The organism is Burkholderia sp. LS-044 (assembly GCF_004803625.1).
GTDB classification, from domain to species: Bacteria; Pseudomonadota; Gammaproteobacteria; order Burkholderiales; family Burkholderiaceae; genus Burkholderia; species Burkholderia cepacia.
The window spans coordinates 66384-77237 of record NZ_SSWO01000028.1; the positions used below are offsets into that span (position 1 = coordinate 66384).

The 10854-nt window shown below is 67.6% G+C and carries 10 protein-coding genes and 1 tRNA gene; 10 read left to right on the plus strand and 1 reads right to left on the minus strand.

Annotation, left to right across the window (positions count from 1 at the left end):
- Positions 1-45 precede the first annotated feature (45 nt).
- The 10 genes from rsmB to E9536_RS39190 all read left to right on the plus strand — a co-directional run bounded on the left by rsmB (position 46) and on the right by E9536_RS39190 (position 9417).
- Positions 46-1437, plus strand: a complete 1392-nt coding sequence (gene rsmB, locus E9536_RS39145) for a 16S rRNA (cytosine(967)-C(5))-methyltransferase RsmB (protein WP_136472901.1) — start codon at positions 46-48, stop codon at positions 1435-1437.
- Complete coding sequence (locus E9536_RS39150; protein ID WP_136472903.1) at positions 1434-2024, plus strand: DUF4390 domain-containing protein; 591 nt, start codon at positions 1434-1436, stop codon at positions 2022-2024. The genes rsmB and E9536_RS39150 overlap by 4 nt, the downstream gene beginning before the upstream one ends.
- On the plus strand, positions 2014-4428 hold the full coding sequence (esaS, locus tag E9536_RS39155; RefSeq protein ID WP_060174251.1) for a sensor histidine kinase EsaS: 2415 nt from the start codon (positions 2014-2016) through the stop codon (positions 4426-4428). The genes E9536_RS39150 and esaS overlap by 11 nt, the downstream gene beginning before the upstream one ends.
- Complete coding sequence (gene esaR / locus E9536_RS39160) at positions 4429-5130, plus strand: response regulator transcription factor EsaR (protein ID WP_059700485.1); 702 nt, start codon at positions 4429-4431, stop codon at positions 5128-5130.
- Positions 5131-5190: 60 nt separating this feature from the next.
- Positions 5191-5266 (plus strand) — tRNA-Phe (locus tag E9536_RS39165).
- 358 nt (positions 5267-5624) lie between these two features.
- The gene (gene queC / locus E9536_RS39170) at positions 5625-6359 is read left to right on the plus strand and encodes a 7-cyano-7-deazaguanine synthase QueC (protein ID WP_027788853.1); all 735 of its coding nucleotides are present in this window, start codon (positions 5625-5627) and stop codon (positions 6357-6359) included.
- Positions 6360-6434: 75 nt separating this feature from the next.
- Positions 6435-7067 carry a 7-carboxy-7-deazaguanine synthase gene (gene queE, locus E9536_RS39175; protein WP_021163976.1) on the plus strand — a complete coding sequence of 211 codons (633 nt, stop codon included), beginning with the start codon at positions 6435-6437 and terminating at the stop codon, positions 7065-7067.
- An 18-nt stretch (positions 7068-7085) separates the two neighbouring features.
- Positions 7086-7538: a 6-carboxytetrahydropterin synthase QueD gene (gene queD, locus E9536_RS39180; RefSeq protein ID WP_021163975.1), complete on the plus strand. Its 453-nt coding sequence runs from the start codon at positions 7086-7088 to the stop codon at positions 7536-7538.
- 302 nt (positions 7539-7840) lie between these two features.
- A complete protein-coding gene (locus E9536_RS39185) occupies positions 7841-8626 on the plus strand; it encodes an aldolase/citrate lyase family protein (protein ID WP_021163974.1) in 786 nt (261 codons plus the stop codon).
- Positions 8623-9417, plus strand: a complete 795-nt coding sequence (locus E9536_RS39190) for a tetratricopeptide repeat protein (RefSeq protein WP_060174250.1) — start codon at positions 8623-8625, stop codon at positions 9415-9417. Before E9536_RS39185 ends, E9536_RS39190 begins: the two co-directional genes overlap by 4 nt.
- Positions 9418-9522: 105 nt before the next feature.
- Here E9536_RS39190 and rodA read toward each other — a convergent pair whose 3' ends face one another.
- The gene (gene rodA, locus E9536_RS39195) at positions 9523-10671 is read right to left on the minus strand and encodes a rod shape-determining protein RodA (protein ID WP_136472905.1); all 1149 of its coding nucleotides are present in this window, start codon (positions 10669-10671) and stop codon (positions 9523-9525) included.
- Positions 10672-10854 lie beyond the last annotated feature (183 nt).

Below are 10854 nucleotides of genomic sequence, written 5' to 3' on the forward strand. Positions count from 1 at the left end.
GTTTGCCGTATTTGCTTGCCGCGCTTGTTTGCCGAATTTGCTCCGATGACACGAACCCGTTCTACCGCTCCGTCTTCTTCCGGCCGCCCGGCGCGCCTGTCCGCGCTGCATCTCGCGCCCGATTCGCTCGGCTTCGCGCTCGACGCGGCCGCGCAGGCGGTCGATGCGGTACGACGCGGCACCGCGCTGCCGGCGGCACTCTCGGCGGTTTTCGCGCAGATGGCGTCCGGTACGCAGGCACTTGCGCGCGGGGCGACGCAGGACGTCGCCTACCGGACGATGCGCCGTCTCGGCAGTGCGGACTGGCTGATCGGCCGGCTCGTCAGCAAGGCGCCGCCCGCGCACGTGCACGCAGTCCTTGCCGGCGCGCTCGCGCTGCTGCTCGATCCGGCGGACGAGGCCGCGTATCCGCCGTTCACGGTGGTCGACCAGGCCGTGACCGTAATCGGCGCCCGCCGCGAATGCGCGTTCGCGAAGGGGATGGTCAACGCGGTGCTGCGTCGTTTCCTGCGCGAGCGCGACGCGCTCGTCGCGGCGCTGCAGGACGATGTCGTCGCGCGCTGGAATTACCGCGCGTGGTGGGTCGATTCGGTGAAGCGCGCATGGCCCGACGCATGGCAGGCGATCCTCGCGGCCGGCGAGCGCCAGGGGCCGCTGACGCTGCGCGTGAATGCGCGCCGCGCGAGCGTCGACGCGTATCTCGATACGCTGCGGGCGAGCGGAATCGAAGCGACCGCGATCGGCAAGCATGCAGTGCGGCTCGCGTCGGCGCTGCCGGTCGATCACATTCCGGGGTTTGCCGACGGCGTCGTGTCGGTGCAGGATGCCGGTGCGCAACTCGCAGCCGAATGGCTTGGTGCGCGTGACGGCATGCGCGTGCTCGACGCATGCGCGGCGCCCGGCGGCAAGACCGGTCATATTCTCGAACTCGCCGATGCGGAAGTCGTTGCGCTGGAAAGCGACGCCGCGCGCGCGGCGCGGATCGGCGAGAACCTCGTGCGGCTGTCGCTCGCGGCGGACGTGCGCGTCGGCGACGCGGGTGCGCCCGACGCGTGGTACGACGGGCGCCCGTTCGATCGTATCCTGGCCGACGTGCCGTGCTCGGCGTCCGGTATCGTGCGTCGTCACCCGGACATCCGCTGGCTGCGTCGCGAGGCCGACATCCCGGCGCTCGTCACGGAACAGCGTCGCATCCTGTCGGCGTTGTGGCCGCTCGTGAAGCCGGGCGGCGAACTGCTTTACGTGACCTGTTCGGTCTTCCCCGAAGAAGGCGAATTGCAGGCCCGCTGGTTTGAAGCGGCCTGTGAAGATGCGGTACGATTGGACGCCCCCGGCCAACTGCTGCCGGGCGGAGTGCAGGGAGGGGCGGCCGCCGGCGCACTCGACCAGAACACCGATCACGACGGATTTTTCTACGCGCGGTTTCAGAAACGGTGACGATCAAACACCTTTTTCCACTTCGGCTCGCGGCCGTCCTGATGGTCGCGTTGACGCTGTGCCTGGCTGTCGTCCGGCCGGCGCATGCCGAGTCGATCGCCGTGCAGCGCGCGTCGCTCCAGGCCGATGGAAGCGGCTGGAGCCTCGATGCCCGCTTCGATTTCGAGCTGAACCCGAGCCTTGAGGATGCCGTCAACAAAGGCATTCCGGTGTATTTCACGACGGATTTCGAGTTGAGCCGTGCGCGCTGGTACTGGCTTGACGAACAGCCGGTATCGGTGTCGCAGACGATCCGCCTGTCGTTCCAGCCGCTCACGCGCGAGTATCGCGTGTCGACGGGCGGCCTGCAGCTCGGTTTCCCGTCGCTGAAGGATGCGCTTGCGGTCATCAGGCACATCACGTCGTGGCACGTGATCGACCGCAGCCAGGTGCGCTCGGGCGAAACCTACACGGCATCGGTGCGGATGCAGCTCGATACGGCGCTGATGCCGAAGCCGTTCCAGGTCGATGCGGTGAACAACCGCGACTGGACGCTCGGGTCGGACTGGAAGCGCTTCAACTTCACGGTGACCGAACGTGCTAAATAAAGTGCGCCGCGCGGCCAGCGGGAAGAGCCTCCTCGTTCGCGTGATCGTCTCGACCGTCGCGCTCACCGCATTGCTGCTGCTCGTGCTGCTCGCGGCCGCGAGCGCGAACACCGAATTCTTCGATCGCTACTACTCGTGGCTGTACGCGACGAACATCGTCGTCGCGCTCGTGTTCCTGCTCGTGGTGCTCGGGCTGATCGGGATGATCGTCGTGCGCCTGAGGAAGGGCAAGTTCGGCACGCGGCTGCTCGCGAAGCTCGCGGTGTTCTTCGCGCTCGTCGGCGTGGTGCCGGGCGGGATCATCTACATCGTGTCGTACCAGTTCGTGTCGCGCAGCATCGAGTCGTGGTTCGACGTGAACGTCGAGACGGCGCTGACGGCCGGCCTGAATCTCGGCCGCGGGATGCTCGATGCGTCGCTGTCCGATCTGCAGACGAAGGCGCGGCTGATGTCCGACCAGCTCGCGAGCGCCGACGCGAACACGAACGGCACGACGCTCACGCTGCTGCGGCTGCGCGACCAGTTCGGCGTGCAGGACGCGACGATCGTCGAGCCGAGCCGCGGCGGCTCGGGCGCGGCACCCGACCTGCATATCGTCGCGCAGGCGTCGGGCAATTTCGCGGCGCTGATTCCGGACGACCTGCCGACGCCGCTGATGCTGAGCCAGGCGCGCGAACACGGCGCGTATGCGGCGATCGAGGGCGAAGTCGACGGCGACCCGCGCGCGCACGGCGCGAAGGGCGCGCTGCGGCTGCGCGTCGTGCGGCCGATTCCCGATGCGTCGACATCGCTGCTGCAGCCGGCGGAGCGCTTCCTGCAACTCACCCAGCCGGTGCCGCCCACCCTTGCCCACAACGCGGATGCCGTGCAGCGCGCGTATCGCGAGTACCAGGAAAAGGCGCTCGGCCGCACGGGGTTGCGCAAGATGTACATCGGCACGCTGACGCTCGCGCTGTTCCTCGCGACCTTCATCGCGATGATGCTCGCGCTCGCGCTCGGCCAGCAGCTCGCGCGGCCGCTGTTCCTGCTCGCACAGGGCACGAAGGAGATCACGGAAGGCGACTACACGCCGAAGCGCGAGATCAAGACGCGCGACGAGCTCGGCTTCCTCACGCAGTCGTTCAACGCGATGACGCGCCAGTTGTCCGAGGCGCGGCTCGCGGTCGAGAAGAACCGCGTCGCGCTCGAGCATTCGAAGACGTATCTCGAGAGCATCCTCGCGAACCTGACGGCCGGCGTGTTCGTGCTCGACCGCCAGTTCCGGCTGACGACGGCCAATCGCGGCGCCGAGCGGATCTTCCGGCAGCCGTTCAACGCGCTGATCGGCACGACGCTCGACCGGATCGGCGTGGCCGCCGGGTTCGGCGCGATGGTGCGCAAGGCGTTCGCCGATCGCGAGGCGGCATCCGACGGCGGCAGCGGCGATCGCGGCCACTGGCAGCAGCAGTTCGCGATCGAGGTGCCGGGCGAAGCCGATCCGCTGACGCTGCTCGTGCGCGGCACGCGCCTCGTATCGACGATCGAGGGGCAGGCCGACGATCCGCAGACGTCCGGTTACGTCGTCGTGTTCGACGACATTTCCGACGTGATTTCCGCGCAGCGTTCGGTTGCGTGGGGCGAAGTGGCGCGCCGGCTCGCGCACGAGATCAAGAATCCGCTGACGCCGATCCAGCTGTCGGCGGAGCGGTTGCAGATGAAGCTGTCCGACAAGCTCGCGCCGCCCGACGCCGATGTGCTCAAGCGCGGCGCGACGATGATCGTCAACCAGGTGGCTGCGATGAAGCGGATGGTCGACGATTTCCGCGAATACGCGCGCACGCCGCCGGCGGTGCTCGCGAACCTGCAGTTGAACGAACTGGCGAGCGAGGTGCTCGGGCTGTACGGGGTGGGCGAAGGCAAGAGCGCGATCGTCGCCGAGCTCGCGCCGTCGCTGCCGGTGATTCGCGGCGACGCGACGCAATTGCGCCAGGTGATTCACAACCTGCTGCAGAATGCGCAGGATTCGGTCGCGGAGACAGCGCATCCGCGTGTGTTGATCGAAACCAAGACAGTAGAATATGGCGATCCCGACGCCGAGGGCAAAACACGCGTCGCGGTACGTCTTACCGTGTCCGACAACGGGCCCGGTTTTCCGGCGCGCATCCTGACCCGCGCGTTCGAGCCTTATGTGACGACGAAGGCGAAGGGCACGGGGCTGGGGTTGGCCACGGTCAAGAAAATCGTCGATGAGCACGGTGCGCGGATCGATCTGCGCAATCGCATGCACGGCGAGACCGTCGAGGGTGCGCAGGTGTCGATTCTGTTCCTGCAGATGGCGAGCGATGCGCCAGGCGCTGAATCGGGCGTGCAGGACGGGACGGCTCCCGCCAAGACAAAAGCAAGTGAGCAGACAAAGGCAGCGTAAATGGCAACCATCCTGGTGGTAGATGATGAAATGGGCATCCGGGAATTGCTCTCGGAGATCCTCAGCGATGAAGGACATGTCGTCGAGGCAGCGGAGAACGCGCAGGCCGCGCGGGAATACCGGTTGAATCAGGCGCCCGATCTCGTGCTGCTCGATATCTGGATGCCCGATACCGACGGCGTGACGTTGCTCAAGGAGTGGGCGGCGCAGGGGCTGCTGACGATGCCCGTGATCATGATGTCCGGGCACGCGACGATCGATACGGCCGTCGAGGCGACGAAGATCGGCGCGCTCGATTTCCTCGAGAAGCCCATCGCGCTGCAGAAGCTGCTGAAGTCCGTCGAGCACGGCCTCGCACGCGGTGCGGCGCCGGTGTCCGCGAACGCGGCGGCGAAGGCCGGTGCGGGGCAGCCGGCGGGCCCGGCGGCGGTCGCATCCGCGGCCGCGCTGCCGACGCTCGGCGACGACATGGCTTCGGCGCTCGGCCTCGCGGGCCAGACGGCCGCGATCCCGTTCGACATTCCGTTGCGTGAAGCGCGCGATGCGTTCGAGCGTGCGTACTTCGAATATCACCTCGCGCGCGAAAACGGCAGCATGACGCGCGTCGCGGAAAAGACGGGCCTCGAGCGCACGCACCTGTATCGCAAGCTCAAGCAGCTCGGTGTCGAGCTCGGCAAGAAACCGTCCGAAGGCGCCGTATAAAATATTTTGCGAAAACACTTGCTCAGGTACGAATAGCTCGATATACTTTCATTCTTCGTTGGCCCGGTAGCTCAGTTGGTAGAGCAGCGGATTGAAAATCCGCGTGTCGATGGTTCGATTCCGTCCCAGGCCACCAGAATTAAAACCCCAAGAATCGGAAGGTTCTTGGGGTTTTTCGTTTGTGGTGGGGTTGGCGTGATGAGGTCCGCGGGCCCGCGAGCCCGGCAGTATTCGAGATGGCATGATAAAATCCGTGTCCGCTCAATAACTTAGCGCATCGCTTCATGCGCACGGCAGGCTGCCAGCGTGGCGCCGCCGTGGCGCGCGGCAACGATGCCGCGCGATGGGCGGTATAAGCGCTCCGCCGCGTTCGCGGCCGATTGCGCTGCCTATACTGGTCGAGCCGGCCCAGGCCGGCACGCGTCGGGCCGCCCGGCGGCAGCCGGCCCCGGGGCGCAGCGCGACGCGAGCCTACACATTCACGGAGTATCACGGTGATTCGGACAGACGCTAAAGACGGCGCGCTCGTGTTGTTTTCCGGCGGGCAGGACTCGGCCACGTGCGTGGCCTGGGCTCTGGAACGCTACCAGACGGTCGAGACGCTCGGCTTCGATTACGGCCAGCGCCACCGCGTCGAGCTCGAGTGTCGCGAAGGCGTGCGCGAAGCACTGAAGCGCGATTTTTCCGCATGGTCGGACCGGCTCGGCGACGATCACATGATCGACCTGTCGGTGCTCGGCGCGATCAGCGATACCGCGATGACGCGCACGATCGAGATCGAGACGGCGGCGAACGGCTTGCCGAACACGTTCGTGCCGGGCCGCAACCTGATGTTCATGACGATCGCCGCGGCGATCGCCTATCGCCGCGGGCTGCGTGTGCTGGTCGGCGGAATGTGCGAGACCGATTTCTCGGGCTACCCCGACTGCCGCGACGACACGATGAAGGCGCTGCAGGTCGCGCTGAACCTCGGGATGGACACGCGCATCGTGCTCGAGACGCCGCTGATGTGGCTCGACAAGGCGCAGACGTGGCAGCTCGCCGAGCAGCTCGGCGGCGAAGCGCTCGTCGAACTGATCCGCGTCGAGACGCACACGTGCTACGTGGGCGAGCGCGCGGAATTGCACGAATGGGGCTTCGGCTGCGGCGAATGCCCCGCCTGCAAGCTGCGCAAGCGCGGCTACGAGGCTTACCTGAAGGGCGAGCGGGTGACCGAAGCGCCGCTGTGACGCGGGTGCGCCGGCAGCGCTGAATGAATAACGGATTCTGATCGACAACGAGCGGCGCGAGCCGGACGAAGCACGATGACTTACGCGGTCAAGGAAATTTTCTACACGTTGCAGGGCGAGGGCGCGAACGCGGGCCGGCCGGCCGTGTTTTGCCGGTTCGCCGGCTGCAACCTGTGGTCGGGCCGCGAAGAGGATCGTGCGGAGGCCGTGTGCCGCTTCTGCGATACCGACTTCGTCGGCACCGACGGCGAGAACGGCGGCAAGTTCAAGGACGCCGAAGCGCTCGTCGCGACGATCGCCGGCCTGTGGCCGGAGGGCGAGGCGCACCGCTTCGTCGTCTGCACGGGCGGCGAGCCGATGCTGCAACTCGACCAGCCGCTCGTCGACGCATTGCACGCGGCCGGCTTCGAGATCGCGATCGAGACCAACGGTTCGCTGCCGGTGCTCGAATCGATCGACTGGATCTGCGTGAGCCCGAAGGCCGACGCGCCGCTCGTCGTCACGAAGGGCAACGAACTGAAGGTCGTGATCCCGCAGGACAACCAGCGGCTGGCCGACTACGCGAAGCTCGACTTCGAATACTTCCTCGTCCAGCCGATGGACGGCCCGTCGCGCGACCTCAATACGAAGCTCGCAATCGACTGGTGCAAGCGTCATCCGCAGTGGCGGCTGTCGATGCAGACCCACAAATATCTGAACATTCCCTGAGCCACGGCTTTTGACATCGTGCTGATTACCCGAAAACTCGAATTCGACGCGGGCCACCGCATTCCCGATCACCGCAGCCAGTGCCGGAACCTGCATGGTCATCGCTACGTGCTCGAAGTCACGCTGCGCGGCGATCTCGTCGATACCGAGGGGGCGCCCGACCGCGGCATGGTGATGGATTTCGCCGACGTGAAGGCGCTCGCGATGGAGCACCTGGTCGGCAAGTGGGACCACGCGTTCCTGGTCTACGCCCGCGACGAGGTCGTGCGCTCGTTCCTCGAGCAGATGGCCGACCACAAGACGGTCGTGATCGACCGGATCCCGACCGTCGAGAACCTCGCGGCGATCGCGTTCGACATCCTCGCGAACGTGTACGACGCGCACTACGGCGTGAACCTGCGGCTCGAGCGCGTGCGCCTGTACGAAACGCCGAACTGCTGGGCCGACGTCGAACGCCAGCCCGGCCGCTGATCCCGCCTTCCCGGCAGCCCCGCCAGCCGGCGCGGGCTGCCTGACGCCGCACCCCGCGGCTTCGTCCCGCCCCCGTCCGTTCCCACATTCCGCGTAACGCCGCGCTATGATCGTTGCGTGGCGCCGGAAAACGCGGCCGTGCGCGATCGCGCGGCCGGCGCTGTCAGATCGGCCATCCACGGCCGACCAACGATCCAGGGCCCGGTCCTGGCGCCGCCGTGCTTCGCTGCACGGCGTGTCGCGCTCCGCTTTGCCCGTTGCTTGTCCCGTTCGATTGCCGTTCCGTCCAGGAGGCCGTATCGATGAGCACGCTCACCAATTCACTCAAACAACGCCTGCACGACGGCGACGACCCGTTGTACGGCCTGTGGCTGTCGCTCGGCAGCGACTCGGCCGCGGAAGCGCTCGCGCATGCCGGCTACGACTGGCTCTGCATCGACATGGAGCACGCGCCGAACGACAGCCGCGATGTTGCATCGCAGTTGCGCGCGATCGCGGCCGCCCATCTGCCGAGCGAACCCGTCGTGCGCGTGCCGGCGCGCGAGCCGTGGCTCGTGAAGCGCGCGCTCGATGCCGGCGCGCGCACGCTGATGTTTCCATGCATCGAGACGGTCGACGACGCCGCGCACGCGGTGCGGCTGACGCGCTATCCGTCGCCCGAATCGCCGGACGGGCTGCGCGGTGTCGCGGGCATGGTGCGCGCGGCAGCGTTCGGGATGCGCCGAGATTACGTGCAGACGGCGAACGCGCAGGTCGCGGTGATCGTGCAGATCGAATCGGCGCGCGGCGTCGACGAAGTCGAGCGGATTGCGGCGCTGCCCGGCGTCGACTGCCTGTTCGTCGGCCCGGCCGATCTCGCGGCGAGCCTCGGACATCTCGGCGATATCCGCCACCCGGACGTCGAAACCGCGATGGCGCGCGTGCTCGCGGCCGGCCGGCAGGCCGGCGTCGCGGTCGGCATCTTCGCGGGCGATACGGCGGCCGCGCGCCAGTATCGCGAGGCCGGCTACCGGATGATCACGCTGTCGGCCGACGTCAGCTGGCTGTTGCGCGCCACGCGGCAGGCGCTGCAGGAGGTACGGTCATGAACGATGGCGACGGTGCGTGCCGTGGGCGCGTGCAGGGTGGGGCCGGGGCGCGCAGGCGGATCGGCGCGATGCTCGGCCTGTGGTGCGTGTGTGGCGTCTATGGCGTGTGTATTGCAGCGGGCGCACCGGGCGCGCCGCAGGCGAAGCCCGATCCATCGCGCGAGACGCAGTCGGCGGTCGCCGACTACAACGCCGGCGACTATCGCGCGGCGCTGGTGCAGTTCCACGACGCGGCCGAGCGCGGCGACCGTCTCGCGCAATTCAACTACGCGATGATGCTGCTGACGGGCGAAGGCGTGACGGCGAACGTCGACGAAGGGCTGCGCTGGCTGAAGCGCGCGGCCGACGCGAACATGTCGCATGCGCAGTACGTGTACGGGCGGATGCTCGACGACGGCGAGTTCGTCGCGCGCAATCCGGCCGAAGCGCATCGCTGGTTCCTGCGGGCGGCGAAGCAGGGGCACGTGCAGGCCGCGCTGTCGCTCGCGAACCAGTTCCTCGACGGACGCGGCACGCCGCGCGACAACCGGCAGGCATTCGCGTGGTACAAGCAGGCCGCCGATGCAGGCGAGCCGACCGCGCAGTACGTGACCGCGTCGTTCTACGAGCGCGGGGGCGACGGTGTCGCGCAGAACCTGAACATCGCGCGGGCGTATTACGCGGCGGCGGCCGCGCAGGGCGACGAGACGGCCGGGCTGAAATTCAAGGAGCTGAGTGCGCGGCTGAAGGTGCAGGGGCCGGCGTCGGGTGCCGGCGCGGAGCCGGGCGGGACGCACGCGCCGGCGCCGTGAACGGAGGTCGCGCCACACCGCGCCGCGCGGCCGCGTTCGGCAAGGACGGTCGAAAAAAAACGGCGCCGCGGCGCCGTTTTTCTTTCTGCGATGCGTACCGCGCGGTCAGCTCTTCATCAACCGCCGCTGCCGCCCGACGCTCATGATCATCCCGATCGCGATGCCGAGCGTCGTGAGCGCCGTGCCGCCATAACTCATGAACGGCAGCGGCACGCCGACGACCGGCAGCACGCCGCTCACCATCCCGATGTTGACGAACGCATAGACGAAGAACGCGAGCGTGAGCGAGCCCGCGAGCAGGCGGCCGAACAGCGTCGCGCCCTGCGCGGCGATATAGAGCCCGCGTGTGATCAGCGCCATGTAAAGCGTCAGCAGCACGAGCCCGCCGACGAGCCCCCATTCCTCGGAGAACACCGCGAAGATGAAGTCGGTGTGCTTCTCCGGAATGAACTCGAGGTGCGCCTGCGTGCCTTTCAGGTAGCCCTTGCCGAGCACGCCGCCCGAGCCGATCGCGATCACGGCCTGGATCGTGTGGAAGCCCTTGCCGAGCGGGTCGGAAGTCGGGTCGAGCAGCGTGCACACGCGGTGCTTCTGGTAGTCGTGCATCAGCGGCCACTGCACTTCTGGCTGGCAGATGCGATCTTCGAACACGGCGATCGAGCCGACCGCGATCACGCCCGCGACGAGCACCGGCACGATCAGCTTGAACGACAGGCCGGCGAGGTAGATCACGAAGAAGCCGGCCGCGAACACGAGCAGGCCCGTGCCGAGGTCGGGCTGCTTGGCGATCAGCCCGACCGGCACCATCAGGATCCCGAACGCGGCGATGAAGTCGTACCAGCGCAGCCCGCCTTCGCGGCGCTGGTAGTACCACGCGAGCATCAGGGGGGTCGCGATCTTGAGGATCTCCGACGGCTGGATCACGACGCCGACGTTCAGCCAGCGCTTCGCGCCTTTCTTGGTCATCCCGAACAGCGCGACCGCGACCAATAGCGTGACCCCGAACGTGTAGAGCGGGACCGCGAAGCGCATCAGCGTCGTGGGCGGGATGTTGGCGATCACCCACATCAGCACGAACGTCAGCAGGATGTTGCGCAACTGGTCCTCGACGCGGCCCGGCATGTCGATCGCCGCGCTGTACAGCGTGACGATGCCGACGCACAGCAGCAGGAACACGATGAGGGCGAGCGGGCGGTCGAAGCCCGCGAACATCTGCTTGATCTTGTCGAGCCAGGCGCGCTTGTCGAATTGCATGCCTTTCTCCGTTAATGAGCGGTGCCGGCGTCCGCCGCCTTCGCGGAGGCCGTCGCACGGTGGTTGTCGTCGCGCGGCGTGGCGACGAGCGGCTGCGCGTCACTGGCGGGCCGGCGCGGCCGGTGCGGGCGCCGGATCGGCGGCAGGCTCGCGGCCCTCGGCGCATCGGCACCGGCGCTCGCC

Excerpts from the sequence above, each read along its gene's own strand:
- rsmB (WP_136472901.1), top strand. The coding sequence starts at position 46 with ATGACACGAACCCGTTCTACCGCTCCGTCTTCTTCCGGCCGCCCGGCG.
- esaR (WP_059700485.1), top strand. The coding sequence starts at position 4,429 with ATGGCAACCATCCTGGTGGTAGATGATGAAATGGGCATCCGGGAATTG.
- queE (WP_021163976.1), top strand. The coding sequence starts at position 6,435 with ATGACTTACGCGGTCAAGGAAATTTTCTACACGTTGCAGGGCGAGGGC.
- E9536_RS39185 (WP_021163974.1), top strand. The coding sequence starts at position 7,841 with ATGAGCACGCTCACCAATTCACTCAAACAACGCCTGCACGACGGCGAC.
- E9536_RS39190 (WP_060174250.1), top strand. The coding sequence starts at position 8,623 with ATGAACGATGGCGACGGTGCGTGCCGTGGGCGCGTGCAGGGTGGGGCC.
- rodA (WP_136472905.1), bottom strand. The coding sequence starts at position 10,671 with ATGCAATTCGACAAGCGCGCCTGGCTCGACAAGATCAAGCAGATGTTC.